Origin of the sequence: Sphingobacterium lactis (assembly GCF_011046555.1) — a bacterium.
Taxonomy (GTDB): Bacteria; Bacteroidota; Bacteroidia; order Sphingobacteriales; family Sphingobacteriaceae; genus Sphingobacterium; species Sphingobacterium lactis.
This window is the reverse complement of sequence record NZ_CP049246.1, coordinates 2,039,964-2,065,969: the sequence shown is the minus strand read 5'-3', so window position 1 is coordinate 2,065,969 and position 26,006 is coordinate 2,039,964. Positions and strand designations below refer to the sequence as shown.

General features: G+C 41.8%; 27 protein-coding genes. 3 read left to right on the top strand and 24 right to left on the bottom strand.

The window, feature by feature from the left end; translation table 11 throughout:
* Nucleotides 1-233: 233 nt before the first annotated feature.
* From G6N79_RS08960 to pdxH, 24 genes are all read right to left on the bottom strand, one after another.
* Nucleotides 234-866, bottom strand: coding sequence for a hypothetical protein (locus G6N79_RS08960; protein WP_146060689.1), 633 nt, complete (start codon nucleotides 864-866; stop codon nucleotides 234-236).
* Between the two features lie 153 nt (nucleotides 867-1,019).
* Complete coding sequence (locus G6N79_RS08955; RefSeq protein WP_103908002.1) at nucleotides 1,020-1,349, bottom strand: hypothetical protein; 330 nt, start codon at nucleotides 1,347-1,349, stop codon at nucleotides 1,020-1,022.
* Between the two features lie 4 nt (nucleotides 1,350-1,353).
* A complete protein-coding gene (locus tag G6N79_RS08950) occupies nucleotides 1,354-1,968 on the bottom strand; it encodes a glycoside hydrolase family 19 protein (RefSeq protein ID WP_103908003.1) in 615 nt (204 codons plus the stop codon).
* A gap of 45 nt (nucleotides 1,969-2,013) precedes the next feature.
* Nucleotides 2,014-4,311, bottom strand: a complete 2,298-nt coding sequence (locus tag G6N79_RS08945; RefSeq protein ID WP_103908004.1) for an SGNH/GDSL hydrolase family protein — start codon at nucleotides 4,309-4,311, stop codon at nucleotides 2,014-2,016.
* Between the two features lie 13 nt (nucleotides 4,312-4,324).
* Entirely contained in the window at nucleotides 4,325-6,631 is a 2,307-nt protein-coding gene (locus G6N79_RS08940; protein WP_103908005.1) for a hypothetical protein, read from the bottom strand.
* Nucleotides 6,631-8,763 (bottom strand): hypothetical protein, encoded by a 2,133-nt coding sequence (locus tag G6N79_RS08935; RefSeq protein ID WP_103908006.1) that lies wholly within the window; start codon nucleotides 8,761-8,763, stop codon nucleotides 6,631-6,633. Before G6N79_RS08935 ends, G6N79_RS08940 begins: the two co-directional genes overlap by 1 nt.
* Nucleotides 8,764-9,103: 340 nt before the next feature.
* A complete protein-coding gene (locus G6N79_RS08930; RefSeq protein WP_103908008.1) occupies nucleotides 9,104-9,514 on the bottom strand; it encodes a hypothetical protein in 411 nt (136 codons plus the stop codon).
* Between the two features lie 11 nt (nucleotides 9,515-9,525).
* Complete coding sequence (locus G6N79_RS08925; protein ID WP_103908009.1) at nucleotides 9,526-9,981, bottom strand: hypothetical protein; 456 nt, start codon at nucleotides 9,979-9,981, stop codon at nucleotides 9,526-9,528.
* 3 nt (nucleotides 9,982-9,984) lie between these two features.
* Nucleotides 9,985-10,440, bottom strand: a complete 456-nt coding sequence (locus tag G6N79_RS08920; protein WP_103908010.1) for a hypothetical protein — start codon at nucleotides 10,438-10,440, stop codon at nucleotides 9,985-9,987.
* Entirely contained in the window at nucleotides 10,440-10,862 is a 423-nt protein-coding gene (locus tag G6N79_RS08915) for an HK97-gp10 family putative phage morphogenesis protein (protein ID WP_103908011.1), read from the bottom strand. The genes G6N79_RS08920 and G6N79_RS08915 overlap by 1 nt, the downstream gene beginning before the upstream one ends.
* A complete protein-coding gene (locus G6N79_RS08910; protein WP_103908012.1) occupies nucleotides 10,855-11,190 on the bottom strand; it encodes a head-tail adaptor protein in 336 nt (111 codons plus the stop codon). The genes G6N79_RS08915 and G6N79_RS08910 overlap by 8 nt, the downstream gene beginning before the upstream one ends.
* Nucleotides 11,190-11,501, bottom strand: coding sequence for a head-tail connector protein (locus G6N79_RS08905; protein WP_103908013.1), 312 nt, complete (start codon nucleotides 11,499-11,501; stop codon nucleotides 11,190-11,192). The genes G6N79_RS08910 and G6N79_RS08905 overlap by 1 nt, the downstream gene beginning before the upstream one ends.
* Before the next feature lie 2 nt (nucleotides 11,502-11,503).
* Nucleotides 11,504-11,713: a hypothetical protein gene (locus G6N79_RS08900; RefSeq protein ID WP_103908014.1), complete on the bottom strand. Its 210-nt coding sequence runs from the start codon at nucleotides 11,711-11,713 to the stop codon at nucleotides 11,504-11,506.
* An 82-nt stretch (nucleotides 11,714-11,795) separates the two neighbouring features.
* Nucleotides 11,796-13,052: a phage major capsid protein gene (locus G6N79_RS08895; protein ID WP_103908015.1), complete on the bottom strand. Its 1,257-nt coding sequence runs from the start codon at nucleotides 13,050-13,052 to the stop codon at nucleotides 11,796-11,798.
* 4 nt (nucleotides 13,053-13,056) lie between these two features.
* Nucleotides 13,057-13,749 carry an HK97 family phage prohead protease gene (locus G6N79_RS08890; protein ID WP_103908016.1) on the bottom strand — a complete coding sequence of 231 codons (693 nt, stop codon included), beginning with the start codon at nucleotides 13,747-13,749 and terminating at the stop codon, nucleotides 13,057-13,059.
* Between the two features lie 96 nt (nucleotides 13,750-13,845).
* Nucleotides 13,846-14,637, bottom strand: coding sequence for a structural protein (locus G6N79_RS08885; protein WP_103908017.1), 792 nt, complete (start codon nucleotides 14,635-14,637; stop codon nucleotides 13,846-13,848).
* 4 nt (nucleotides 14,638-14,641) lie between these two features.
* The gene (locus tag G6N79_RS08880) at nucleotides 14,642-14,926 is read right to left on the bottom strand and encodes a hypothetical protein (protein WP_103908018.1); all 285 of its coding nucleotides are present in this window, start codon (nucleotides 14,924-14,926) and stop codon (nucleotides 14,642-14,644) included.
* 2 nt (nucleotides 14,927-14,928) lie between these two features.
* Complete coding sequence (locus G6N79_RS08875; protein ID WP_103908019.1) at nucleotides 14,929-16,314, bottom strand: phage portal protein; 1,386 nt, start codon at nucleotides 16,312-16,314, stop codon at nucleotides 14,929-14,931.
* 173 nt (nucleotides 16,315-16,487) lie between these two features.
* Nucleotides 16,488-17,801, bottom strand: a complete 1,314-nt coding sequence (locus tag G6N79_RS08870) for a phage terminase large subunit (RefSeq protein ID WP_103908021.1) — start codon at nucleotides 17,799-17,801, stop codon at nucleotides 16,488-16,490.
* Nucleotides 17,798-18,346, bottom strand: a complete 549-nt coding sequence (locus G6N79_RS08865; protein ID WP_206517943.1) for a terminase small subunit — start codon at nucleotides 18,344-18,346, stop codon at nucleotides 17,798-17,800. Before G6N79_RS08865 ends, G6N79_RS08870 begins: the two co-directional genes overlap by 4 nt.
* Nucleotides 18,347-18,587: 241 nt before the next feature.
* Nucleotides 18,588-19,862 (bottom strand): phage integrase SAM-like domain-containing protein, encoded by a 1,275-nt coding sequence (locus tag G6N79_RS08860; RefSeq protein WP_103908022.1) that lies wholly within the window; start codon nucleotides 19,860-19,862, stop codon nucleotides 18,588-18,590.
* Between the two features lie 239 nt (nucleotides 19,863-20,101).
* On the bottom strand, nucleotides 20,102-21,295 hold the full coding sequence (locus G6N79_RS08855; protein WP_103907917.1) for an NADH-quinone oxidoreductase subunit D: 1,194 nt from the start codon (nucleotides 21,293-21,295) through the stop codon (nucleotides 20,102-20,104).
* A gap of 5 nt (nucleotides 21,296-21,300) precedes the next feature.
* Nucleotides 21,301-21,792: an NADH-quinone oxidoreductase subunit C gene (locus tag G6N79_RS08850; RefSeq protein WP_103907916.1), complete on the bottom strand. Its 492-nt coding sequence runs from the start codon at nucleotides 21,790-21,792 to the stop codon at nucleotides 21,301-21,303.
* Between the two features lies 1 nt (nucleotide 21,793).
* Nucleotides 21,794-22,447 (bottom strand): pyridoxamine 5'-phosphate oxidase, encoded by a 654-nt coding sequence (gene pdxH, locus G6N79_RS08845; RefSeq protein WP_103907915.1) that lies wholly within the window; start codon nucleotides 22,445-22,447, stop codon nucleotides 21,794-21,796.
* 130 nt (nucleotides 22,448-22,577) lie between these two features.
* Between pdxH and G6N79_RS08840 the strand changes: the two genes are divergently transcribed.
* From G6N79_RS08840 to G6N79_RS08830, 3 genes are all read left to right on the top strand, one after another.
* Nucleotides 22,578-23,144, top strand: coding sequence for a YqgE/AlgH family protein (locus G6N79_RS08840; protein WP_103907914.1), 567 nt, complete (start codon nucleotides 22,578-22,580; stop codon nucleotides 23,142-23,144).
* Between the two features lie 36 nt (nucleotides 23,145-23,180).
* Nucleotides 23,181-24,440, top strand: coding sequence for a PQQ-dependent sugar dehydrogenase (locus G6N79_RS08835; RefSeq protein WP_103907913.1), 1,260 nt, complete (start codon nucleotides 23,181-23,183; stop codon nucleotides 24,438-24,440).
* Nucleotides 24,441-24,718: 278 nt separating this feature from the next.
* Nucleotides 24,719-25,954 carry an ROK family protein gene (locus G6N79_RS08830; protein WP_103907912.1) on the top strand — a complete coding sequence of 412 codons (1,236 nt, stop codon included), beginning with the start codon at nucleotides 24,719-24,721 and terminating at the stop codon, nucleotides 25,952-25,954.
* Nucleotides 25,955-26,006: the final 52 nt, after the last annotated feature.

Below are 26,006 nucleotides of genomic sequence, written 5' to 3'. Positions count from 1 at the left end.
TTGTTAATTATTACTAATAAACCCCTTTTCCAGGGGTTTATTTTTAAAGCAAGCAATTTAAAGTCTGTTATATCTAGAATTATATATTTTTAGAGCAATCAGAAAATAACCTTTAAAAATTCCTTTTTATTTGTTAAATTGTAAAATACATTTAAATAATACATAGTTAAGTGCGAACTTCCCAAGTTCAATGTAAATTCAATCCCCAATGATATAGGCTATTGGGGATTGTTTTACTTCCTCCGGAATAAATACCACAAAACAAACCCTATCAAGATCACCCCAGCGATGCCCCAACCGATCTTGCTCACCAGTACCGCCCAGATATTTGGCTTGCTCTCGTTTTCCTCGCCTGACGCACTCTCACGCCTATCCGATTGGACCTGCGTTGCCACCTGCTTGCTCGAAGTGTCCTGCCGTTCCTCCTTGCGTTCACGGTCCACATCCTTTCGCTCCGTTATCCGCTCGGTGATGACCGTTTCCGATTTAGCCGCAGGTGTGGTAACTTCAATGGTAAGTGTCTGATTGAGCGTATCGAGTACAGCCTTGATAAGTCCTAATGCGCTGTCCATGGGTATGGTATTCTCCCCGGGCTTGAGGTCGCCCTTGCGGATTACAGCAGTACCCTTGGCTCCATCACGGTTAGTGGTTGTCGTGGTCGTTCTCTCGGTGACCACTGTTCCCTTATCCACCTCACGTTCGGTTATAGCTACCTTGCTTCCGGACTGTTCCGTAGCGGTCTGCTGCAGTTTCGCCCCCTCTATAATCTCCAATTTCTCGCTTGACTTGCTCTTGTTGCGCAGCGATCCGCAAGAAGCAAGGACGCACACCAGGCACGCCATTGCCAATATCTTAATCCCTCTCATCTAATGCTAATTTTAGCTTGTTTAATGAACTATTCAAACTATCCAATGACTTTACCAATGGCGCACGTTCAATGCGCTCTACCGGCTTGTTTTGACTTGACGATGTTACGATTACCCACAATAGCAACATCAATAGAACTATTGCCTTTTTCATTATTTACCTCCGATCCTTTGAACGATGGTGTCCACTTTATTTAGGGCTTTATCAACCCCCTCTTTAACGCCTTCAAGTTTGCTGTCAACAACCGCAGGAACTTGCTCATTTACGCGCTCACTCACTTCTGTAGGCACCTGTTTGCGGACTTCTTCAACTATCCTATTATTAAGGTCCTTGTAGGTTGAAATATACAGGTATAATAGCCATCCGGTAGTTCCCATGAAAAACACTGCCACTAAAGCAAGAATTTCCTGTCTGGCCAAACCAAATATTTTTACCACTCCATCGACCTTTCGATCAATCATATCTTGCTTTTGCTCGTTCATCCCCTTACTTCATCAAATTATAATACTTCTTAACCTTGCTCCGGACATCATCAAGACCGTTGTAGCCACCGTTTACACGCTTACGGATCAGTTTGATGCTATCCTCGCTTACATCCGACACAAGTCCCCACAACTTATTGTCGGTAAAGTAAAACAGCGCACTTTCAAGCGGGTATTTACTTGCCACCAAATCGGGATTTCGCAATAGGTCCACACCCAAATACTTGCCCAAACGATCGTAACTGTACTTTCCGGTAGTCTGCATATATCCACGTCCACGGTACTTATACCCATCACCCGGGGAATTATTCCCCATCCGTCCACCGTAGGTAATATTGAATATCGCTTCCGGCTTATACTGGTACTGCTTTGCCATGGCAGTCGATGTGAAATACTTGGGAAATATCTGCAGCAACCTTTGCGCTGAATACATTCCGCTTTCTTCCACGATACTGAACCCTCCGCTCTCATGGTCAAGGTTACCGAAGAAGTGTGCTACCATCGCCTTGCTTGGAATTCCGTATTTACACTGAAACTTGGTCAGGGTCTCATTACCTATCACTCCGTCAGGATTGGCGCCTACCAATCGCTGTATCTCCTTGATCCTCTCCTTACTCATTCTTCCCTATGTTATGCCCCTACCGAGATAGGGGCTTTGGTTTGGTTAATTGAACAATATATTCTTGATCCTTTTTCCCAAGAAATCCGCCATTAGCTTCTTGCCGTTTGCGTCCGGGTGAAGTCCGTCGGACAAATACCTTCCCTGTGAGCTTTGAACTTCAAATTTTTCGGAAATACCACTCTCATTGAATGAATCAATTACCGGAATGGAATAGTAACCGCAATTCTCGACAATCCTATCCCGTTTGTGTCTTGTTACCTCGTATCTTCTGTTTCCCATCCATGATGCCTGAATAGGTGTGGAGAAGATAATTTGAGCATTCGGACATAGAGCCATTAGGTATTCAGTAAAGAATCTCATTCCGGTTACCATGTTAGCTGTCCTATCCAACTCATTTAAAGGAGTTGATAGGATATTGAACAATTCGTCCTTGGTGGCATATACTGTATCATTTGTACCCATAGCCACGACAATAAGGTCAGGCTGTGTAAACTCCCCCGTTCCGACACCGAATTCTGTAGGAACTGTAAATGTTTCTCCTCGGAATGGATTGGTTATAGAAATTTGTTGACCCACAGGTGTTAATTTTTTTGCCAATCTCAATAGCTGATTTAGTGCGGTATTGTTCCTGCTATCGAATGATATGTTATCGTTCAGGTCTATTACGGTATCGGGATAGTCCATAAATTTTGCCCCGCTAATTGCGAGATTTATGTAATCCGTTCCATACTTAGAAAATAACTGCCTCGCCCAACTATTAGCGTGATATGTAATGCTATCACCTATGGTAACTATTTTCAATCCCTTGAATGTATCCTGTAGGTCTGTAACCTTATTGTCCACCATTGCATTAAGCGACTGCTTGGTATCAGCATTCTCATAGGCAAGGTATATCCCGGATGACTTCCTATAGCCGTAGCTCCACTGATTCGGATTCCCCGTCGTCTTGTAAAGGATAGAATAAGGAGAGGAAGCTGTATTCTTAAATACGGGAATTGCTGTTGGTGTATCAAACAGCACAACAAGGTTCTGACCTGAATTTACATTCAATGAAGTTGGTAATGATATTTCTTTGAATACAACACCAGATGCCGGCAATTCGCTGGATTGAATGGTGAAGCTACCCAAGAATGTAACCGCATTAACACCGAACGCTCCCAAGGATGGCACCGTGCCAATTGTTGCAGTGATTACACCGGCGGTATTTACATTTCTACCTATGTAGAATCCTATTTTATTCAGCTTCCCGGTCTTACTTATAGGTCTGATGTAGCCAATGGATGATGTGGTCGGTGTGCCCTGCGAATAAATGAACTCGTACTCCGAATTATTTAGGTCGAACAGGAATGCTGAATCCCTAAATAGGTCATATCCAACAACACCCTGCATCGTAATGTCTACATAAGCCTTTGAAGTAATATCATTGTTGAATACAGGTTCAGTAGCCACTTTTTTGGCGTAAGTGGATTGTATTTCAAGGTCATACAGTGAAGTAGCACTGGCTTTATATTGCGAATAAGCTGTTTTGGTGTCTCCAAATTCAACCTGAATTGAATTGAGGTTGTTTGTCTCTCCCGATTTATTTGAGAATACAGTAATCCTAAATCCGGTGATAGTCGATGATGTGTAGGATATCGTAGCATGCTCACCTGCGCTTTCAGGAATAAAACCGTATTCAACAACAGATCCAGATTCATTGATGAATTGATAACTATAAGAATTCCTTACCGTGGGCAATCCTGAAATTGTAAGTTTCTTGGACGCATTACCAACGACACTAATGTCAGCAGAAATATATGTGTTCGGATTGGTTGTAATTATCTGGTCGTTGCTCAAATACTTGCCCTTAATGGCCGTGTTCTTATTGAACTTGTTGACTGAAATTACCTCAACCTTTACCTTGGATTTATTCAGGTAGTCCTCTTTAGCCACTGCATCACTCGTAGGAGCTAACTGATTCCCCACCTCGATGACCTGCGCCTTCGATTCCGTCGGCAAAGCCCCCATGTCCTTAAGGGACCAGGTAGTGCCGTTCCAATAGAAATAATATCTTTTTGTAGAATCTACATTGAAAGTAGTTGTTCCATCGGTATAATAACCCGGTTCAGGTTCAAACTTTCGTTTTTGTCCCGCAGGAGCTGGAGGTAAATTTGCCGGATCTGCAAGTGTCCCAGGTGAAACTGGGTCAATAAGCTCTCCTGTTATCTCTAAATACTCCTTTGCTTGGTCAAAGTCGATATACAGCGTTTCCCCTGTTTCGTTCTTGCCCAACATCATTTTGTCCACTCCATTTACGGTGGACGCTTTCGCCATTTCCTGCCAAAATTTAACTGTAGCCATTCTCTATACTCATTTAACTAATATCCCCCTGTTCAAAATAGGAGTATATAAACTCCTGCCGTTCAACCTCGTTAGTTCTAATTTGAGCAAGCACACCCTCAAAGTGGCTCCTTAGGTAGTCAATCTTTCCTTCGACAAATACGAATCTTTTGCTGTTTAGGTATTTGCCGATCGTTGTTGTTATGTATCTGCTGTTCTTCTCCTGTAAATAGTCATCCTCTGGATTGACCTGTATGTACCGATCACTAAAGCATCTTACCGCATAGTGTGCAAATGGATCGATCCTATCCATATCAAACCCTATCTTAAGTTCGTCATGCGCCCTGCCGTAGGAGTAGGTCAATTGCCTAAGTGAATGGATCAATAAAGGGTTTCTTTCGCTGTCATATGGAGTGAACCAAGTCCTAAGCATCTGCCCTGCGTGGTTATACATAATACTTAAGCTATCCTCCCGATATTTGTAAAAGAACCCGTTCTGACCTACTGTCTGATAATCCCCGAACATCACATTTCGTTCATCCGTTGGTTTGGTGAACTGTCCGGTTAATCTGCTCTGGAAAACAGTTCCCTTTGGCGTCTGGTTATCATTCAGAAATGTTACGGAAACCGACTTAAGGATGTTGTGTACCTCTGTTAGATCCTGATTGTAATCGTTTTTCTTATATGCTGCATTAGGATAAATCCGGAAGAAGAAATTGGCTGTGCTAATATCATAGGTTTGCATTTGACCTGCAGCAATATGCATTTCAATATTCCAATCTTGATCCACTGCAATGTTTAATGAGTTGTATTTATTCTCAAACCCAAATGGGTAAACAGGAATATTAGATGCGGAATTGATGTTATCTACTCTTACGAAAACATTGTTGCCGGAAAAGGATTTGCCGTCACTTGAAATTTCATTTACCAGACTGAAATGGTATTTTACCCCAGGCTCCCCCGATTTTTCAATCTCCATAAACATTCCGATCATCAATGCGGTTAAGGGCTTGCCTGTCCCCTTAACATTTAGTTTGAATGATGATTTACGCTTATCCATGGTCACAACCTTGAATTTATTCGATTCCAAGATGTATGACGTTCCGGGAATAGTGGAAGGCACGGGGGTAAAGTTTGTCGAATCGTTTGCCAATGTGGTAATGACACCTTCATTAATCAGCAATTCTTTTACCTCATTCTCATAACTTTCCTTGATAGATCCATTCGAATTATATTCAGACGGAATATCGAACGTGTTAATAGATGAGCTTGAAAACCTGCCCCACCAATATCTTATATCAGAAATCAACACAGTATCGGAATTCAATGACGCATTTAGAGGATAAATCATTTCGGGACCATTATCAAGTACATAGGTATTCTTAGCCCCTGCAGGTATAATTGTCCTTTCACTCCCCGAATCGATCAGATTGAAATATTCCTCCCGGAATGAGATTCTTTCTATAGATTGATATTCGCCTGCAGAGTTGTAATTGAACCTAATCCCTTTACCCTGTTCTAGATCATACTTATTGATAATCCACCATGCCCCTTTATATTGAGTAACCAAACAGTTGAACTGATTGGATATCGCCTGCAGGATATCATAGCAATTCAATGTCTCCATCGTTTCGATATTGGTCACGAACCTATATTCATTCACCCATGAATCATAGAATGGATTGTTGTACTCGAATGATTCGAATTCCTCATCACCGGAGAATAATTCAAATTGATCACAGTACATTCCGCATACGATGTTGATATCAAGCGATAGACCTGTTTGCTTAAGGATATTTGATACAATATCAATAATCCTAACATTCTGCGTTATGTCCGATGCTACCGAATATTCCACATCCTTAAGAATCCCGATCCTATCCGAAGCAGTGAGGGTGATCAGCGGGTTTTCCTCGATCTTAACGTTAAAGAAGTCCGGTGTAACGAACCCTATCCATTCAATCTGGTCATCCATATAGAATACAGCACGTATCTGCGTTTCATCCGAGGTTGCCAGGTCATCTATGTTGAATAGGATATCTTCATAGAATTGCATATCGGCATTGGTTGCCCTGATCGCCCCGCCTTTCTCCCCTATATCGTTCTTGTAGGTCAATGTAAATGGATTGGGACCACCCACTATCGCATTCTTATCCCTTTGCGGATCATAATTGCCATCGATGTTGGTGGAAAGGTATGCCCCATCCTGATCCAACAGATACTGATCCTCGTTAACCAGGATAAATGCTTCGCCAACATAGTCCCACAATTGAAGTTCTATCCTCAATCCCTTGCCATGCCGGTTGCAATAGTTTAATATGTACTTGGTATTGTATGCCACTATCCCAATCTTTTGTTCCTGTTGTTATTAGTTTTCATTGCTCCAACCAGATCATTGCCACGGATCTTGAATTCTACTTCCTGTTTGTCATTGTTGTAGTAAGCTCCACGGGGGAATGCCCCTGATGAAGTATTTACAGAACTTCCATAACTTGATGTATTCGTCCCATTGAAGTTGGCTGTTTGCCTACCTACCGAAGATGAAGCAAATGACCCTAACGCAACCAATGCAGCCCCTGCTGCTATTGCAAGAAATGGATTCATTGCTAATTTCTTTAACGCTATCCCTGCTACCCCAAAGGCTATCATCTGTTCTCCTATTTGCTTGGCAAGATTAGACAAACCACTAACTAATGAATCCCCTATTGCTTGCATAACATTTCCTCCTGTAGCCATTGCTTCCCCTATGTTATTAAACATGCCCGTAAGCCCATTTGATATTCCCGAAGAAAGAACGCTATTAACTCTATCAACTAAGGATTCAGTCCCTAATTCCAGATCTGATGTTACTTTCTCATAAGCGCCGTTTGCAAGGGTAGGGTTTAAAGTTATAGGAATATTAACATCTGGGTTTGATAAACCACCAACGTTTATAGCTTTCAGGTTAGCCGTTGTCTCGACAAACCTTTCTGCTTGCGCCCTTAAGATCTCGAATCGTTTTGCCTGCGTTGCCAACCCGAAGGCATCCTGCTGTCTTGAGGTAGTCCCAATCTTCTTGATGGTTTCAAATATACCCTCGTATTTGATGTTTATCTCGTAAATACGTCTATCATACTCGCTTAATGCTCCACCATTAAGCTCTGCCATCAGCTTAGCAATTGAATCGGTGTAATCCTTTGTTTTCTTCTCCGCCTTTTCGGTTGTAGCGATAGTTTTTGCCTGATTCGTAACGGCAAATCCTTCAAGTTGATTAATATCCTCCTGGATCTTTGCCCTATCGAGCAAGTTCCCGGTTACCTGATTTAATATATTTGATCTTTGTTCATATAGATCATTCAACTTTCTTACATTTCCCGATTCTACAGCTTCAGCAGCCGCACCTACACTTTGACCTGCGGTCGTTAAACTTTCTTGACGTTTAATCGCAACATCAAGCAGGGAAATTTCTTTCTGTAGGCTTCTATTGGTTTCATCAATCGCTAATTGTTGTGAAGCCTTTTCACCAATACGTCCATATGCAGCCTGTGCTCTTGCCGTTGCAATAATCGACTTGCTAACCTCGTCATAAGCAGTTTTAGCTCTACCCAACATCACCTGTTCCTGGCTGAACTTTCCAAACAAAGCAGGGTATTGGTCTATTAACTCTTTAGCGGCCTTTTTACGGGCGGTTGTACTTTGGTTTACATTCGTGGTTATTTTATACAGAGCATTCAATTGAGCGACCTCATTGCCTGATGATTGCGCAGCCTTATACATAGTTGCGCTAATATTATTTAGATTCTCGGCAAGTTCCTTGAATTTATCAGACGTTTCTTTGGTAGCTTTTTTAGCCCTCTGTTGCCATTGTTGGTATAGGATCAGTCCAGAGGTAACAGCAGAAATACCCAAACTGAATAGATTGATAGGACTTAATATACCTGCTACTGCCCCTTTGAATATCTGGAAATTACTGATTGATTTGCCCTGCTCCAAGGCTGCCTGTCTTACCGATTGTGCATAGGTCTTATAGTTATCGGTCAATTGGGTTAAGTTGTTTGAAATACCCATCATTCCAAAGGGAGCATCTTGAATGATCCGGTTGAATTCCATAGCAACAGTATTGCTACCCCTTAAGGACCTACTGTATTGATCAATACCTTTAGTTACAGATGATGACCCAATATTTTTTAAAGAATTCGATGTTTGAAGGCCTAAGTTTTTTAAACGCTCAATTTCATCTTGAGTATTCCTTATTCGTATGTTGTACTTAGATATACTTTGAATGTCTGTCGCATTCTCTAAATTTAACTTTAATTGAGCAAGTCTGTTTTGAAGCCCCCCAATAGAAGTACCATTTATTTTTTCAAATAAATTTGATACGTTCTTTAAGTTCCCCGAAACTTTACTAGCAAAATTATTAACGTCTTTACCAGCTTTATCTAAGTTGGGGGTCCATTTATTGATGTCCGCTTCTATGGTAGCTACAAAACTCATTTCTTGCTATTCTTTTGTCGTAAATATTCCTCGTACTCTCTTAAATGGTTTTCCCTGTTTGCTTGCGACACCCTAACTTTTGTCCTGTCGGAATCGATAGGTAAGAACTTCTCTAATCCGTTTTCAGTGAACCAAGATGGATTTGGCTTTGAATGATGTGAAATGGCTATCCGGTGCGCCAAGAAACGGGTATTGTACCATGTCTCCTTCTCTTTATGATTGCGTTGCCGGAAATAAGCAAATCGTTTTAGGGTAAACTCATACCAAGACATGTCATAAAAATCGTGTAGCCTTAAACCCAACTCGCCCACCGCAAAGGCTACACAATCAGTTTCCCAATCTACTTGGATTTCATCTTCACCACTTTTTTTTTGGACGCTTCCTCGCTTTTCTCCAGTTCATCTTCATTCAGGTTCTTAAGCGCATCAAGCACCTTTTCACCGAATGCGGACAACAGGAAAGCATCCCGGATCTTCATGGCTTCATCTTCGCTATTCTTGCCTATTTCATCCAATATGTCATAGGCATCATCAAGGCTAAGCTCATTAAGTGACTGCGATTTCTTCTGTGCGCTGCACAATCCCAAGTGTAGCAATGTTGCCATGCTCTCAAATGGATTGGATGCGATCTTGGTAAGAACCCCGGAAAGGTCATAGCCCCATCCTTGTTTTGCCAACTGCCCCATGACCCAACTTCCGAAATGAAGCTCGATCGATTTACTTTCGTTTACTGCTATCTTTAGTTTTTCCATTGATTAAAGAGTTATGGTGTCACATTGGGATCGGTGTCCGATGGATCGTTTGTGATCGTTAATGTAGCACTGAATGTTGCATCTTCCCCTGCTTGGTAGTTGTCGGAAACATTGGATAAAAGGGCATCAAAATAAATGTACCCTTCTGGACCTCTGTTCAACCTAAAGCTATCTGAACCGCCCGATACTTGCGCACGTGCCAACGCTTTCAATTCCCCAACCGTTACACCTGGAGAAACTCCCCCAACTGCAGTTGTGTCGATTACTTCCCCTTCGATCTGTACGCTTTCCGAAATAGATTGCGCACTCTGAATAGTCCTTCCTGCATTACACATGTTTACCTTCTCTACGGTATTCATGGTCAATTCATGAGAAGATGATGTCAAACAAACTACTGGTTTGTATGCGTCACCATCCCAATATGCTAGAGTACCAACATCGCCCTTGATATAAACTTCTCCTGCCATCTTTTATTGATTTACTATGTTATTGTAAATGATTACTTTGCTAATTGCTGTTGTTCCGTTAGCTTCTTCAAATATGGTTCTGCTTAATTCTTTATTTACACTTTGAAATGTATATCCGTTAGCGTTAACTAATGAATGCGTTTTACCTGTTGGCTTGATCTTTGATTGGATAATATCAGAGAGCTTTTCAGCTACCTTTTTGCCTATTGATTTATTCGTAGCAAACTTGGACACAACCCTATGAGTAATTGAACAGTTTTGCCGATAACCACAGAAATTTTGAATACCCTCTACTTCCTGCTGATCTTGAATAATAACATATACAGATGCCCCATTTAACGTTGGTATAATTTCATCAGGATTAACTACTTCATCAAATACAGGAATAGTCACACCTTCTACAATGAGTGGTGTTAATGCTGCAAAATGAGCTCTTCTAACTGCTTCTGATACATCCATTATGATTTGTATTTTTTATCTACCAACTCTTTGAACCTTTTTTGATATCCAGGCATAAGAGCCAAATAGTTATTGTACAGATAAGGCTTTCCTTTTAATGTGCCGTCTTCAGGTCTTTTGTATTTCCAAGCTATATCTTTAATCCACTGAGGGTAAGGAGCCAATATTTCTTTTGCACTTAATCCCGTTCCGAATTCAATATAAGCCGCTAACGGATCATTACCTTCTGGTCCAACCTCAGCTTTAAGACCACCGTTAAAAGCTTCCTTTTGAATCCTTATAAAATTTGGGGCACCTCTTGTTGCTTTGTCCTCTAATTCTGAAGCATACTCACCAACAAGATCTTTAGCCTTCTTTACAATATCATTCCGATACTTTTCCAAATCCTTCCCAATCGTATTGATGATTGCACCCTTAGCCATTGTTGCTCCTAACTATATCAAAGATCCATTCCTTTTTAAGCCTTACGCTTTCCACTTGAGGGGATGTGTTAATCTCAAAATATCCACCTCTCCATTTTACCGTATTCTTTACAGTAGGATTGAACCCACTCCTTACCATCATCCTAACACGATATGTTTCCGGCAACTGCATCTGTGATTGCTCCAGGTCTGCCCTTACCTTCAATTGATTGACCTGTGCAAAGGTGGTCAGTTCAACGATCTCAACAGGATTAGTACCCCCTGCTCCATCGGATTCCGAACCGAACCGCACAAACTGAATCTTTTGATCGTAACTACCGAACCGCATTAGAATATTGGTCTTTTAGAATATTGTCTATAAGTGTAGATTGAAGCGTTTACAGCTTCGTTATCCATCCCCTCGCTGTTATCCTGTCTTGAATCGAATCCCGTTGCTACGTCCATTAAAACAGCCTTGTATATCTCTGGATTCATTACCTCGTACGTCTCCAAATCGGCTATATTGGTAAAGTTCCTGCCCGTGATGTTTTCAGCACGTGCAATCGCTCCTACCAATAACCTTGACAATAGCGCATCGAAATCATCGATACCATCAAGGTTCATGTGTGTCTTAACATCGTCTAGTATTGGATTAGCCATGATTAACAGGTTTTACAGGGTTCGGACTTAGTTGTTTTTAACTTGCCTTTGGTCTGCTTTACAGCTTGTTTAGGCTCGTTTTCCTCCACGTATTCAGCTACTCCCGTTCTTACAAGGTAATTCGCCCTTGCTTCGTTAAAGTCGCTCACGTCACCTTTTTTGATGCCGTTTACATGGTCTTTTAAAAACTTGACTTTACGCTTGATTTCCATTTCTTAGTGTTTAAAGAAAGGGTGGGTTTCCCCACCCTGACTACCTAAAACTATATTTAAACTAACTAAACAGCCTTATTGATTATGGTGTAGGATCAACTAAAGGACCAGTTACCAATGCATTGTTGTTGAAGATTGCCAATGTTGCACGACCTTCGATACGGAACATGATTTTGTTACGTTTTGCCAATGCAGCATCTTCGAACATTCTCAACTCTGGAGCCATACGGGTTACGTAAGCTAAAGCGTTTCTATCGAATGTTAAGAAGTCAGTTGCAGGCAATCCAGTTGTAGTAACAACATCTAAACCACCAACAGATAATTTACCGTTACTGAATGCTACTGATCCATTAGGTAGATCGTACTCTCCAGAACCGGTTGCTTTGTTTAAGCCTAAGCTAACAGCTGCACGAGGATTAAGGATTGTATGAGTAGGATTATAGAATTCGTGAGTAGTCTCAACGATTTGCCCCCATCCTGCATCGATCACACGGTCAACAGCATTGGTAAACGTTCCATTATAAGCAGTTGCCGCAGTCAACATACCTGTAACAGGGTTTGTGTCTGTAGAACCGTTTAAGATGAAATTGTTTTCCGCTGTCTTGTAGGAAATAAGCAACTTCGATTGTAAGTACGACTGTAACCATGCGATATCATCCAACATTTCACGCTCGATGATAACATACCCTGCGATCCATTTGAAGAATGCGGATTGGCTTGTCAAATCGTAATCAACCTGTGGTTTGTCAACAGCTGGATTAGTCCATAAACCTACTGCACCCTCACCGCCATTTTCTTTTGGATAAAGGATTGAGTTACCTGTAGAACTTCCTCCAGGGATGATATCAGATAACCAAACACGGTTTTGAGGAACAGTAATCAAACCTGTTCTCACATCCTGTACAAATGGAGTAGCATTAGGGAAGTTGTTGGCGATTGACATATCACCTACTGCTTTCATGGCGATGGTCAATTCTGGACTACCCTTTTTAAAGTTTTGGATAGCTTCTTTGTTTTCCTCGATAGCTTCCGCTAAATATTCGTTGAACGATTTGTTTACTTTCTCCACTGGTTCAATCTGTGACGCTTTCTTGATCTGTGCCGACAATGTGTCGAAACGTTTATTATCTTCTGCTGTTTTAGCATCCAAAGCCTTTTTTACAGCTTCTTCCGCAGATTTTTCAGCATCTTCTTTGGTTACGAAACCTTTGTCCTTTAAGGACTTCTCTACGGCTTCATTCGCTTTTTCTTCTGCCGTTTTCTCTGCAGCATCCTTTGCAATCTTTTCGATATTCTCCTGTGCCGCCTTTTTTACTTCTTCTTCTGTTAATTCTGCCATGATCTTATGGTAAAAAATTTGAATAAATTGATTTTATAATACTAGTCGGCTCTGATTGCGGAGTGGTTTCGATTGGGCTATCGCTCGGCTCCTGATTTTCGAGTGACATTTTCAAAAACTGTTCTAATGATTTTAGTACGTTATCACTGAATTTGTGATTGTCGTATGCTTTGGTGATGATATTCCAGAATGCTTCTTGGGTAATTTCTTCTTGATCTTGGATAGACTTCACAATCTGAACCATAGAACCCTGATTAGCCTGTTCTTTGGTCAGTACGGAAACTTCATCAAGTTTATACTCCATAACCTCTGCTCTTTGCTTAGGATTGCGCTTTACAACGTAACCGCCAATAGAGAACCCGCTTTCAAACCCATTCTCAACCAAAAACTTAGATTCAAAATAAGTATCTCTACCTAATGAGGTATCCATTAACATTTTTGCAGTTAAATGAAGCCCTACTGAATCATATGGGTTAAGTTCCTTTGGAACTCCTACCAATAAATTATTGTCGTGGTTTTTATAGATTTTGATTTTAGCTTTTCTTTCGGAAACTGTTTTCACAAAAGATGCAGGATTTGAGATATCCCCTACTAAGTCTTTAATGGAATAAATATTGGCATAACCAATCAGGAACCCTGTTTGGTCATCCATATCCTTAAAAGGAACAGAAGCATTTTTGTATACCAATTCACTCATACTAATAACTTTAGCAACAAAGCTAAATCTTTTAGCAATACAAAACAAATTTAGATTAATATTTTTAGCTATTTTATGCTAAACTTTTAGCAAATATTACTTTTGGGAGTTTAATCTACGGGCGTAGCTCTCAGAAACGTACACTACAACGCATGAGCATTGCACGTTCTGAATAGCCCCACCATTTGGATCGTGTGGACGCATCATTAAGTCTACACCACCTGTTTTTGGGTTTCTTACTTGGAAATAATCGGATTTTGGGATAGCTTTTCCGTTGTCTTGTTCTTGGTGGAATGTTCTTGGCTCTTTAGCTGCTCTTTTGATCCATACCTTATATAGATTCTCTCCGGTTTCCCTTTCCCAATCTTCCGAGCTTCTATCTTTGGCGATGTTGGCTGCTTCTGCTATTTCGGTACGGGCTATCATAATGGAACGGTAAACGTTGAACTGTCCGATACGCTCTCTTAAGAACTGCGCTATCTGTTCTGCTTCCAGACCTAAGTTAAAACCGATAGCTATTGTTTCCTGAATCTTCTTTCGGGTAGTGTCATTGATACCTGTCACCCTACCTGCCATTGAGGATAGGATATAATTGGTCATGAAGTCTAACCAGGTGTTTAAGAAGAATTCATTTGCTTTGGTCTTGAATGATGTTAGGGCATCATACTGACTATTGGCGATTTCTACCCCCACTTCTTTGTAGAGATTGGATAGTACATCGTTCATACTTACATCTAAGAAGATAGCCCCTGATTGAAGGTTTCGGATTGCTTCATCAAGTTGGTGGTTAAGGACACGTAGGATTGATTTTGCATACTTCTTCTCGTATGCCTTAAGCTTTCTGTCCTCTGCTCTTGCGTATCTTCTTAGTTGTAGTTTTGGGTTCATTTATTTATTGTATTCGTGCTGATCTATCTTTAACCATATCTAAATTTATAGGACTGGATTGCGCCTTAAATTCAACAACGCTTTGTTTAGACACTTTATCATCAACTAATTCCTTCAACGATTTCTTTTCCTTGATTTCATCGCCGTCATCATAACAGAAATTCTTTTCAAAATCTTCGTATGACATAGTAGCAATATTTATTTGCTTTATTTCGTCACATACCTTAACGTTTGCTATAATTTCAACGTTTAACACCTCAAAGGATAGGTTTACACTTAATTTGCTCATATCTATTTATTTAAATCATCATTTAATGTTAATCCCATATCAAATTCATTCAAAGGAACTTTACCCGATGCAATGAATACCTGATTGGCTGCATCGCTGTCCTCAATCTCTTCCCATCCTTCCAGTACTCGCATTTCATTGATGGATAAGATTTCACTCAATGCTCTCCTTTCCTCTAAATCAAGCTTCAATTCATCGTAAACGCTCGTGTCATAATCCAATACATAGTTCTTCTTATCAGCACGTTTGAAAGGCTCTGTAAGCCATCTGTTAAGTCCTTCTTCTTCTTTATTCAGATATGGAATGATAACCTCGTTAACGAATCTTTCCTTTGCTTCCTTCATGTTCTGATAGGTAGGGTTAGGATCGAACAGTACCGGAGGAACACCCCATAAATCACATAGCTTTACATTGGAGTACTTAAGACCATCAACGATTGCCAATGCCTGTGGGCTTAATCCGATGGCAGTATATTGGATAGGCATAGCCGATGCAACGATCTTGTTTTTGTTCTCCGCACCATGTATCTTTTCCTCGATGCTGTTCTGTAAGCTATCAACCTGATTAGGTGTAAGCCATAACTTAGGATCTGCATGGTTAGGACTGATCAATCCCTTTGCCCCCTCGTTGACCGTACTGTTTAACCAAGCCTTTACTGCCGTATCATCTAACTGGAGATACTTTTGTCCTGCCTGTAGTGGTGACATTCCCCTAAGTTGGCTACCCATAGAATCAAATTCGGGATTTGCCATCTTCAATTGAAAAACGTCCTTCGCATCCAATTTTCGTATCTGACCGTTCAATAGATTAAGCTTCCAACCTGTGATAGGATCGTTTATCGTTCCTCCGAATACCGGCTCCATAAGGTTAGCCGGACATACATGGATAGATAATGCGATATCGCTATCGTCTGCCGTTTCCCTATATAGGAACGCTTCACCCTGTACAAAGTAGAATATGCGGAACAGTTCAATAAGCTCATTCCATGACTGATGCTCGTTTGGTTGCTCGATCAGCTTTGAAAAGTTGTTGTTGTCATTGACAAAATCGAGTGCCTTAGTTCGATAGATGTTGTATTTAGCGTGTTCAACCTTATCCACCGACTTCTTACAGCTTTTGTACCTTAAGCTTTTATTATCTTCCTTTTCCTCGTATAGGTACAATGGAGCGAATGAAAGCTTATCCACGATCTTCTTAACGATGGAATAGACCTCTGCATTGGATTTGTACCCTTTTAGGATAAAGTCCTCCCTACAGTAGTTGTAGAAAACCACATCCTTGAAGTTGATAAGGTTACCGTATAGGATAGCATTTAACTGGTTCTCGTATTCCCTCTTTTGGGGATTGAAACCTAATGCCTTATTGACGTATTGCCCGAAACTAGCCATTTGATTGCTTTAAATTGATTAATACCATAAATACTGCTGTTAGGGTTAAATAGGTTATTCTAGCAAGGATAGACCAATCAAATACGTTTAGATCGACCAATACAAACGAATGAAGCCCATAACTAACCAAAGCCATGAGCAACAGTCTTAATCCAAATACTATCACTTTATCTTTATCGAACATAAAACTCGAATTTAAATCTATACTCAAACCACATTCTCATCATTATCATATCTGCGTAGTCAGGTGATCTACCCAACAGTTCTTTTACTACTTCTTTTGGTAATACTTGCTTTTTACCATCCTTATCCATGTTATGTTGCTTGACTTGCTCTAACTCCTGAACAATTATATCCTGGATTCCTCCGTCGGAAATATCAATCCATATTTTAGATTCATTGATGCATTTTGCTAAGGCATAGTACATTTGGCTCTTGAGGTTCATGTAATTTTCTTGCTCCATTGTTTCTGGATTATCAAGCGGTCGAGAATTGTTAACAAAACCCTCACATTTTAAAATGTCGACTACTCCACCACCCACACCATCGTCATCAACAATTATATGCGACAAAGGAACTTCATATTCCTTAGCAAGTTCTTTGATTTTATCGGCAGCTTCGGTGATGCTGTTTTTGCCAAATTCCACTATTTTAATCAACCTATAACCACACCATACACCTATAACAGTCTTATCCCTTCCATACCTCGCTATATCAGCAGTTATATACATCAAACCACCATGAGCGAAATCATTTGTAAAGATGTCCTGTAGCTTTCTAAAATCTATCAATGCTGCCGGATCGTCGTCATACTCCCAGTTTCCATAGTAAAGCCTTTGCTTACTGTTTTCGTCAAGCTGTCTAAGCGATTCTAAGTAACTTTCCGGTAAGTGTGGGTTATCCGTTGGCAGCGCTTGAATAAACTTCCTGTATGGCTTTAATTCCTTCTTTCTGAATGGATGGTAGAATTGAGAATAAGTCCAATTTTTAGCAGGGTTACAGCTACCTAGCATTTTGGGTATTAGGCCGAATTCCTTTAGCTTATATCGAATACGTGATTTAACGATCTGCCATGCCTTAAAAACAATCTGATTGCATTCGTCGATAAAAGCACCGGTTATCTCCAGTGATCCTAAACTATCAAAGTTTGGATCCGACGGATACAGGAATAAGTCCTTAAGAATTATCTCCGATCCGTTAAGGTGCGTAATTACTCCGGACTGTTGATTGTAATGAAACTGATCAGAAACGCCCAATTGTGCGCAGATATCAAAGAACGTATTTAAGGTTGTTTCCTTTAATGTCTTTAGCTTAGAACGCCCCATAAGCCATCGTGACTTAGGGTACTTTTGACAATTCTGTATAAGCCACATACATCCGAATGCCGATTTACCACCTCCTGCCGCACCGCCATATAAGACCTCATTCGTAACTTTATCGTTGAGGTAGTAAACCGCATTCTCCTGCTTTGGTAAAAGCCTTATCATTCATCCTCCTTTGGCTTAACACCACTTCCCAGATTGATAATGTTCTGTACCTCCGCCTGTTTCTGTTTGTTGTCCTTTTCGAACAAACCAATATGTTTTCCTAAGGCTTCCAATGCAGTAAGCTTGTTATAAAGCTTCACTTTCTTAGTTTCGCCTACAGGCATTCCCTGCACACTCATTACATCGACTTCAACCGACATCACCGCTCCTGCAGTTTCATCATCCAATTGTCTTATATCGTAAAGATTATTGTCAGGGGTATAAAGTTCTCTAATGTCACTAAAGGCGATCTTAGCATATTCTTTAAGCACTCGCTCTGCTGTTATACCTGTTTGATCTGACAGCTCCTGTTTGCGTTTCTGTATAGCTTCTTGGATTTCAGGTTTTATAAGGTTTTCAGCTCCTATTGAATGAGCAGTATTTTGACTATAACCGGCACGAATAGCGGCCTGGGTAGCGTTTAAATCTACCATGTACTCCTCTACGAATCGTTGTTGTTTATCGGTCAATGCCACTTTGCTAAAATTTGCTAAAAATAATAACAAAACTAAGCTAAAAATATTTAGCTACCAAACAAATACTAAAAATGATAGCAAAAAGAAAAATCCCTACACCTGGGAGATGTAAGGATTTCAACTAACCAATTATAAACCTAAATATGAAAAATATGAATTTCTTTAAAAGATAGGGATGTATCACTACAGCCCCGGTTGTATAAAATATATGTCCTGCAAAAAAAACTAGAAATTATGTACCTGATTCAACACTACGAATATACTAATTATTTTAGTATTTCAAAGGATTTAATAAAATATTACTCAAAATGTTAGTTTTAACCTTATTTTGGATCTCTTGATCTTGATATAGGTAATTAATGACCTTATTCTGAACATTATCTATGAATGTCCAATTGGGCTTGATGTAATGCCTGGTTGAATTATTCAAGCCATCGATATGGTTTAATGCTAATGACATGTGATAATAGTCTACCCCGAGATCGTTAACCGCAATGTTGGAGAAAGAGTGCCTTGCATGATAAGTACCCAAACTATCTATCCCTAATTCACCCCCAATAACCACCAACTTACATTTTACGGCATGATAGAACGAATTGTAATTCTTGTACTTCTTTCTTATCAGGAAGTCCTGTATCCGCTTTATGTATGGCCTTGCTTCATTAGGTATCGAAACACTTATAAACGCTTCGTCTACCCTCCTGCCTTGGGTTTTGGATCGATTGTAATCAAGCCTGGTCGATTCCGGTGTAATCTTCAATATGTTATCCCAAATGTCCTTTAGGTTCATGCCAAGCATCATGAATATGAGCATGAAGCAATCTCTGCCTATGGCTTTGTCCGTTTTGTTGATCTTGGTATCCATATCCCTTATCTTCCGTATAATTTCCAGATTAAGGTCTTTGCTCCTTACTCTGCCCTTCTTTAGTCTCTCCCAGCTTTCAAATGGATCATGCGGTATCTTTATATCACCGATCGCAGCGTTGTTGAATTTCTTCTTCATCTCCTTGAACATCTTCTTGAATAATTGGATGTAGATGTTAATGGTCGATGGCTTGACAGGCTTGCTCTTTTCATACAATAGGAAATATTCAAACTCGGCAACAAAATGCTCCGTGATATCTAAGGGAGAAAGCACCTCTGATCTGTGGTATAGTTTAAGGTTATTGATCACAGCTTTGTATGTTACCTTGGAACTATCGCTCTTTTTGTCGACAATTTTACCCAGGTAAAGGGTCGAAAACTTAAAGAAATCCATTGTTTTGTCAGTTTCAACAAGGTATTCCCTTAATTTCTCACAGGTCATCAGGTCGATCTTCCTCCCAAGTTGACTTATTTTTTTCCGTAAAGTACGAATCTCTTCGGAGATGTAATTCGTTATGAATTCCTCTTTAATTTCCTCCGTATCCTTATTGATACTTTCTGATCCAACGTAGTGAGTTGTGGGAATATGCAGGATTTTGCCATGATAAAGGCGGTATGAAACTCTCCAGGTCCCATCTGTTCTTTTGTGGTCCATTCGGACAATCGGTTTTATTGTTGCCATAAATTCCGGTAAAATATCGGTAAAAACTTGTGATTTTTTGCCCTTATTTCACTAAGGGTGTTTGTTGAACAGATACACAAAATCTACTTTATTTAGCGGAAAAATGGGTTTTACTTCTGTCTGGCAACATTTTCCAACCCATTTCTATTAACCAATTATAAACTTAAATTATGAGATAGCAAATATAATTAAAAAAAGCATATCTCCTAAAATAATTTGCGCTTTTATGCACGTTTATTTTATCTATCGACTTCACCAAGCACAATATCGATGGAACCCAATATAGCAATCAGGTCAGCTATCAGCACCCCTTTACCGAGCTCCGGCAAGACCGATAGGTTATTAAAGCTTGGTCCTCTGGCCTTTACACGTCTAGGGATATCTGATTTTTCTACGGTCGAGAAATAAAAGCCTAGTTCACCTTTAGGATTTTCTGCACGGACATAATAGTCCTGTGGTTTTAGATTCACTTTCTTGGGCACCAAACCACGCGGGTCAAAATCGGGTGTCCGCTTAAAATCACTTACCAATCGTTCCAAACACTGCTCGATAATCTTAACCGATTCCTTCACTTCATCCACGCGAACCTTGTAGCGGTCCCAACAATCGCCTAAGGAGCCCATTTCCCCTTTTCCGACCGGGATTTCAAAGTCGAGTTCCGGATATACCGAATAAGCATCAATACGACGCAGGTCCCATTTTACCCCGGATGCACGTAGCATCGGTCCTGAGCAGCCGTAATTGATAGCGACATCTGCAGGCAAGGCACCGATATTGGCAGTACGTTGGATAAAGATCTGGTTATTGGAGAGCAGGTCGTCCAATTCCATCAATTTGGGTTTGAAATAGGCGACAAATTCGGCACAGCGCTCCTCGAAGTTTACGGGCAGATCATAGAAAAGCCCGCCTACCCAGATATAGTTGTAAAGCATGCGGGAGCCGGAAGCCCATTCCAGCATGTTCATGATATGCTCTCGATCGCGGAAGCACCACATAAATGGCGTGAAAGCGCCGATGTCAATCCCATAGGTTCCGATGGCGATCAGGTGAGATGCAATCCTGTTCAGCTCACAGACCAACACCCGGATGTATTCGATACGTTTAGGCAATTTGTCCTGTATGCCCAGCATACGCTCCACGCCCATCACGAAAGCATGGCTGTTGTTCATAGAGGCGAGGTAATCCAAACGATCTGTAAACGGTATGGATTTCCCGTAATTCATGGACTCGGCATGCTTGTCGAAACAACGGTGCAGATAGCCCAGGTGTGGGATAATCTCCCTAACGATCTCCCCATCGGTAATCAATTCCAACCGCAGGACACCGTGCGTAGAGGGATGCTGCGGCCCCATATTGATCACCATTTCCTGTGAAGAAACCGATTGTATCCTTTCCTGGTATCGCTTGTTTGCTTCGGCGTAACGTTCGTTCATGTTTGTTATTTTACAGGGATATTGTGATAAGTTTCAGGATCTTGGTAGTCTTTCCGTAATGGAAACCCTTCCCAGTCCTCAGGCATCAGGATACGTCGCAGATCGGGGTGGTCAGTAAAGAATATGCCCATCAGGTCATACGCCTCGCGCTCATGCCAATCGGCAGTTCGCCACACGGAAGATACCGAAGGCACTTCAGGGAGTGCGTCCAACGACCGTCCTGCAGGGAGTTTTACCTTCAGGGTCAATTGGGTCTGATACGGGATGGAACTCAGGTGATAGATCACCTCAAAATAGTCCGCAGGAAAGAAATCCACCGCGGTTATATTGGATAGAAAATCATAATAATGACCTTCTGTATCACGCAAATAGGTACATACTGCAACAAGGTATTCCGGATGGATATAGAGTGCAGATTGCAATCCGATTTCCTGTACCGATTCTACGGCATCGGGATGCACATGCTTCAGCAGATCCTGGTTTATTTTTTCGATCATGTTACGGTGCTAAACGGTTAATCTGCCATTCTTCCTGTTCGTAGAGGTAAACGATCCGATCATGCAGGCGGCTGCTGCGGCCCTGCCAGAATTCCACACGGTAAGGCTTTAGCAGGAATCCTCCCCAGAATTCCGGGCGAGGAATCGTATCCTGTCCTTCCATTTCGGCTTCGACTTCGGCGACCCTATTTTCCAATGCCAACCTATTTTCGATCACGGCCGATTGCGGTGAAGCAATTGCACCGATCTGGCTGCCTCGCGGACGGGATGCGAAATATTCATCGGAATCGGATTTCGGCAATTTCTCCACCTCAGCCTCGAAACGAACCTGTCGCTGCAGCTCCGGCCAGAAAAATAATGCCGACACAAATGGCTGCTGTATGATCTCCTGTCCTTTCCTACTGTTGTAGTTGGTGAAGAAACTGATGCCCGTCGCTTTGATGTCCTTCATCAGGACCACACGTGAGGAAGGTTTCCCCTGTTCATTCACCGAGGAAAGCACCATCGCGGTAGGCTCTATGACTGCGGAATTCAGCGCTTCATCGAACCATTTACTGAATTGTTCAATGGGCGTTTTCAATACATCGGATTCGCTCAGACTGCTCTTGGCGTAGTCTTCACGGATCGCTGCTATTTCTTTGTGTTCAATGGCCATAGCTGATTTATTTCCTACAAACTTAACATAATCTTCATTTTTAATGGAATGGGAACGGAAAATTATTGCTATTTTACAGTGGAATTAACATGTAGAATACGTATTTTTGGTTAAACACATCCCATCTACTATGTTCAATGAGTATATACCCAAACGCGGCAGCCTACTACTTTCTGAACCGTTTATGCTGGATCAGAATTTCGAACGCTCTGTCATTCTCCTCTGTGAACACAATGATAGTGAAGGTACGGTAGGCCTTATCCTGAACCACCGATCGGTACTCTACCTCTCCGATGTCCTGGAGGATGTGGAGAACACGGATATCCCCCTCTATTTTGGTGGACCTGTGGAAGGCAATGCATTATTCTTCGTTCACAAGGCTTTTGATAAACTGCAGAGTGGAACCCATATCGTGGATGACCTGTATTGGGGCGGCGACTTCGATACGCTCAAGCTCTTGATCCAGAAGAAGAAGATCCACCCCGATGAGGCAAAGCTATTCTTAGGTTATTCCGGATGGAGCCCTGGTCAGCTCGATCAGGAGATCAAGCAGAATTCCTGGGCGGTGCACAACTCCTTTAATATTGACCTTGCCTTTATTACCGACGGTGAGGACCTCTGGAAGGAAGCATTGATCAGCATGGGACCGAAATATGCACATGTGGCAAACTTTCCGAAACGTCCGGAGTTTAATTAACAGACATCAACTAATAACATAAAAACAATCACTAACATGAAGAAACATTTTTCGAATGCCTTATTTTTAGCTGCGGCGACTGCATTTGCATCGTGTTCGGGAGCCAATTCCAATGGGCATGATCCAAAGGACACGACCGGAACTGTGCAGGACACGACTAAATTACCTCCAGTAGAAAAAAATAAAGCAAATACAGACTACAAGCCAGCATTTGAGGGGCAAACCCGTATTGCTGGCGTAAAGACCAATACGGCCTACGAGGGCACCGTAGTGGTTGAGGGGCTGAAAGCACCTTGGGGAATCACCGAATTGCCGAACGGCAAATTCCTGATCACGGAACGCGAGGGATCCATGAAAATCGTTGACCCGGCTACAAAAGCCATCAGCGAACCACTTTCAGGTGTTCCAAAAGCTGACCCACAGGGACAGGGAGGTATGCTCGGCATCACCCTAGATCCTGATTTCGCTAGCAACAGAATGGTATATTGGGTATTTGCGGAGCCTGTCAAGGGTGGCAACCACACCGCTGTGGCAAAGGGTAAACTTTCCGAAGATGAGAAATCCATTGAAGGGGCTACAGTAATCTATCAGGCACTACCTACGTATAACGGAAAATTACACTATGGCGGACGTATCCTGTTCGATAAATCCGGAAACTTATTCGTATCCACAGGGGAACGCTCCGACTTGGAGACACGTCCACAGGCACAAGATCTAAACTCTGCATTGGGTAAGATCTTGCGCATCACGAAGGATGGTAAGGCTGTTGCCGGCAATCCATTCGAGGGCCGTTCCGACGCAAAACCTGAAATCTATAGCTATGGCCACCGGAACACACAAGGCTTGGCCTTCAACCCGGTTACAGGTGATCTATGGAACTCAGAATTCGGACCGCGCGGTGGTGACGAAATCAACTTGGTACAGCCGGGTAAAAACTACGGTTGGCCGACCATTACCTACGGTATTGAATATGCTGGTCCAGCCATCGGCACGCCACCAATCCAACAAAAAGAGGGTTTGGAGCAACCGGTTTATTACTGGGATCCCGTATTGTCTCCTAGTGGCATGATCTTCTACACAGGATCCAATGTTCCTGAATGGAACAACAACCTATTTATTACGGGATTGAGCAGTACGCACATTGCCAGATTGGTTATAGACAACAATAAGGTGGTCGGAGAAGAACGCATCTTGGCAGATAAAGGCGAACGCTTCCGCGACATCATCCAGAGCAAATCTGGCGCGATCTATACCATTACCGACGGTGGTAAATTGTACAAGATCGACAAAAAATAACACACGTATTTAACCATATGAATATAGGGGCTGTCCGTTGGACGGCCCCTTTTTTATTCGTTTCGCTCCCTTAGTCCATTTTTCGCATAGACGGATCAATTGCTATTATTCTTTTAAAACAGAAGTAATTGAGGCTAATCCCTGCTGCTATTTTTAATTTTTACAGTAAAATTTTGATTAATATTCCGTATTATAATTAATATTTTTATATATTAGTTTAAATTTATTCATAAACATTAGCCAAGCAATGCCTGATTGGCATACCAATAACCACAACCATGAATTTTGTAGAAGATTTATTCAATTTTACTCAGGTAAAAACATATAAGGCAGCCAAGGTGGCGAAGAAAAAGTTTCTGCTGTTAAAGACCATATACGAAATGGAAAAGGCTACGGTCAATGACCTGATGGCCAAGATGGATCTCAGTTTCCCAACGATCAATTCCTTGATGATCGATCTCCTGGAACAGAAATATATCGTTCAGGCTGAGCGGGGCGTGTCCTTCGGAGGCAGGAAGCCCAACCTTTATCAACTCAATGGTGGCCTGTTTAAGATATTGACCATCGAGCTCAACAAGGTCTCTGCTATCCTCACGGTAATGGACAACAATTGCAATGCCCTATCCGAAAGCAGGGCTTATGAGTTCTCGCTCACGACGAACCTCGATGGCCTCAGCAACTTGATCGACCTGGTGCACAAACACTTTGAGACCGATCCCATCCCCTTTGAGCAGATCTCTGGGATTGCCATCTCCATGCCCGGTTTGATCGATTGGTATACCGGCGAAAATTACACCTATTTCTATGAAACAGGGTTCCAGTTGGAATCCTTCATTGAGAAGGTCCTGAAAAAGCCAGCCCGGATAGTCAATGATGCGAAGGTGGCCAGTATTTCGGAACGTTATTATGGCCATCTGAAGGGCGCCAAGGACAGCTTGATCATCCGCTTGGATTGGGGCATCTCCTTGGGTATTCTCGCGAAAGGGGAAATGGCGCTTGGTAAAAGTGGTTTTGCCGGCGAAATGGGTCACATCAGCTTGGGCGCGGAGGGCGAGCTCTGTTATTGCGGTAAGCGCGGATGCCTAGAAACCATCGCCTCTGGATTGGCCTTGGTAAATCGGGCGAAGGCCGACATTGCGGATGGCATGCCGACCATGATCGTCTCCAAATTCAAGAACAATGAACTGCGTCCGGAACACATCGTCAATGCGGCTCTCGATGGTGATCAATACGCCATCCAGCTGATATCCGAACTGGGGAGCCGTGTAGGCCGTGCCATTTCCATATTCATCCAGATATTCAACCCCGAAACCATTGTGCTGACCGGCTGCTTCGCGGAAGCTGCTTCCCTCATGACCACCCCCATCCAACAGCAGATCCAGACATTCTCTATGCAGAAAATCGCCCACAACTGCACGATAGAGATCTCGAAGTTGGGTCCACAAGGACAATTGTTCGGCTTGGTTCGGTGCTTTATCGATCGGTATTTTGAGGACAGACTTGAAATGAATTAACAAATCGTTACCCTGATATTAATCTTTGCGATTGATTCCCGAATTCAAGTGT

Bases quoted from the DNA above. Each gene is read 5' to 3' on its own strand.
- G6N79_RS08950 (WP_103908003.1), bottom strand. From the start codon at position 1,968: ATGAGTAAGGAGAGGATCAAGGAGATACAGCGATTGGTAGGCGCCAAT.
- G6N79_RS08925 (WP_103908009.1), bottom strand. From the start codon at position 9,981: ATGGCAGGAGAAGTTTATATCAAGGGCGATGTTGGTACTCTAGCATAT.
- G6N79_RS08885 (WP_103908017.1), bottom strand. From the start codon at position 14,637: ATGAACCCAAAACTACAACTAAGAAGATACGCAAGAGCAGAGGACAGA.
- G6N79_RS08945 (WP_103908004.1), bottom strand. From the start codon at position 4,311: ATGGCTACAGTTAAATTTTGGCAGGAAATGGCGAAAGCGTCCACCGTA.
- G6N79_RS08930 (WP_103908008.1), bottom strand. From the start codon at position 9,514: ATGGAAAAACTAAAGATAGCAGTAAACGAAAGTAAATCGATCGAGCTT.
- G6N79_RS08880 (WP_103908018.1), bottom strand. From the start codon at position 14,926: ATGAGCAAATTAAGTGTAAACCTATCCTTTGAGGTGTTAAACGTTGAA.
- G6N79_RS08835 (WP_103907913.1), top strand. From the start codon at position 23,181: ATGAAGAAACATTTTTCGAATGCCTTATTTTTAGCTGCGGCGACTGCA.
- G6N79_RS08915 (WP_103908011.1), bottom strand. From the start codon at position 10,862: ATGGCTAAGGGTGCAATCATCAATACGATTGGGAAGGATTTGGAAAAG.
- G6N79_RS08855 (WP_103907917.1), bottom strand. From the start codon at position 21,295: ATGAACGAACGTTACGCCGAAGCAAACAAGCGATACCAGGAAAGGATA.
- G6N79_RS08870 (WP_103908021.1), bottom strand. From the start codon at position 17,801: ATGATAAGGCTTTTACCAAAGCAGGAGAATGCGGTTTACTACCTCAAC.
- G6N79_RS08900 (WP_103908014.1), bottom strand. From the start codon at position 11,713: ATGGAAATCAAGCGTAAAGTCAAGTTTTTAAAAGACCATGTAAACGGC.
- G6N79_RS08890 (WP_103908016.1), bottom strand. From the start codon at position 13,749: ATGAGTGAATTGGTATACAAAAATGCTTCTGTTCCTTTTAAGGATATG.
- G6N79_RS08840 (WP_103907914.1), top strand. From the start codon at position 22,578: ATGTTCAATGAGTATATACCCAAACGCGGCAGCCTACTACTTTCTGAA.
- G6N79_RS08935 (WP_103908006.1), bottom strand. From the start codon at position 8,763: ATGAGTTTTGTAGCTACCATAGAAGCGGACATCAATAAATGGACCCCC.
- G6N79_RS08955 (WP_103908002.1), bottom strand. From the start codon at position 1,349: ATGAACGAGCAAAAGCAAGATATGATTGATCGAAAGGTCGATGGAGTG.
- G6N79_RS08830 (WP_103907912.1), top strand. From the start codon at position 24,719: ATGAATTTTGTAGAAGATTTATTCAATTTTACTCAGGTAAAAACATAT.
- G6N79_RS08960 (WP_146060689.1), bottom strand. From the start codon at position 866: ATGAGAGGGATTAAGATATTGGCAATGGCGTGCCTGGTGTGCGTCCTT.
- pdxH (WP_103907915.1), bottom strand. From the start codon at position 22,447: ATGGCCATTGAACACAAAGAAATAGCAGCGATCCGTGAAGACTACGCC.
- G6N79_RS08850 (WP_103907916.1), bottom strand. From the start codon at position 21,792: ATGATCGAAAAAATAAACCAGGATCTGCTGAAGCATGTGCATCCCGAT.
- G6N79_RS08875 (WP_103908019.1), bottom strand. From the start codon at position 16,314: ATGGCTAGTTTCGGGCAATACGTCAATAAGGCATTAGGTTTCAATCCC.
- G6N79_RS08895 (WP_103908015.1), bottom strand. From the start codon at position 13,052: ATGGCAGAATTAACAGAAGAAGAAGTAAAAAAGGCGGCACAGGAGAAT.
- G6N79_RS08905 (WP_103908013.1), bottom strand. From the start codon at position 11,501: ATGGCTAATCCAATACTAGACGATGTTAAGACACACATGAACCTTGAT.
- G6N79_RS08860 (WP_103908022.1), bottom strand. From the start codon at position 19,862: ATGGCAACAATAAAACCGATTGTCCGAATGGACCACAAAAGAACAGAT.
- G6N79_RS08920 (WP_103908010.1), bottom strand. From the start codon at position 10,440: ATGGATGTATCAGAAGCAGTTAGAAGAGCTCATTTTGCAGCATTAACA.
- G6N79_RS08910 (WP_103908012.1), bottom strand. From the start codon at position 11,190: ATGCGGTTCGGTAGTTACGATCAAAAGATTCAGTTTGTGCGGTTCGGT.